The sequence below is a fragment of the Thiorhodococcus fuscus genome (assembly GCF_042682685.1).
Lineage (GTDB): Bacteria > Pseudomonadota > Gammaproteobacteria > Chromatiales > Chromatiaceae > Imhoffiella > Imhoffiella fuscus.
The window spans coordinates 1-685 of sequence record NZ_JBHUHX010000071.1; the positions used below are offsets into that span (position 1 = coordinate 1).

Here is a 685-nt window from a genome sequence, read left to right on the forward strand (position 1 = left end):
CGGCGGCGAGTGGGTGGCGCCGGTCGAGGGGCGCTATTTCGAGAACGTCTCGCCGGTCGACGGCAAGGTGTTCTGCGAGATCCCGCGCTCGTCCGCCGCCGACATCGAGCTGGCACTGGATGCCGCCCACCGCGCCAAGGAGGGCTGGGGTCACACCTCGCCGGCCGAGCGCTCCAATGTCCTGCTCAAGATCGCCGATCGCATGGAGCAGAACCTGGAGCTGATCGCGCTCTCCGAGACCTGGGACAACGGCAAGCCGATCCGCGAGACCATGGCCGCCGATATCCCGCTGGCGGTCGATCATTTCCGCTATTTCGCCGGTTGTATCCGTGCCCAGGAGGGTTCGATCTGCGAGATCGACAAGGACACGGTCGCCTATCACTTCCACGAACCGCTCGGCGTGGTCGGGCAAATCATCCCCTGGAACTTCCCGATCCTGATGGCGGCCTGGAAGCTGGCTCCGGCGATCGCCGCCGGCAACTGCGTGGTGCTCAAGCCGGCCGAACAGACGCCGGTCGGCATATTGGTGGTCGCCGAGCTGATTCAGGATCTGCTGCCGCCCGGCGTGCTCAACATCGTCAACGGCTTCGGTGTGGAGGCGGGCAAGCCGCTGGCGACCAACAAGCGCATCAACAAGGTCGCCTTCACCGGGGAGACCAGCACCGGGCGGCTGATCATGCAGTAC

Annotated in this window: 1 pseudogene; it reads left to right on the top strand. The window is 65.7% G+C overall.

Going from position 1 to position 685, the window contains the following annotated elements:
- A pseudogene (adh, locus tag ACFSJC_RS19990) lies at positions 1-685 on the top strand (aldehyde dehydrogenase); the annotation flags it as partial.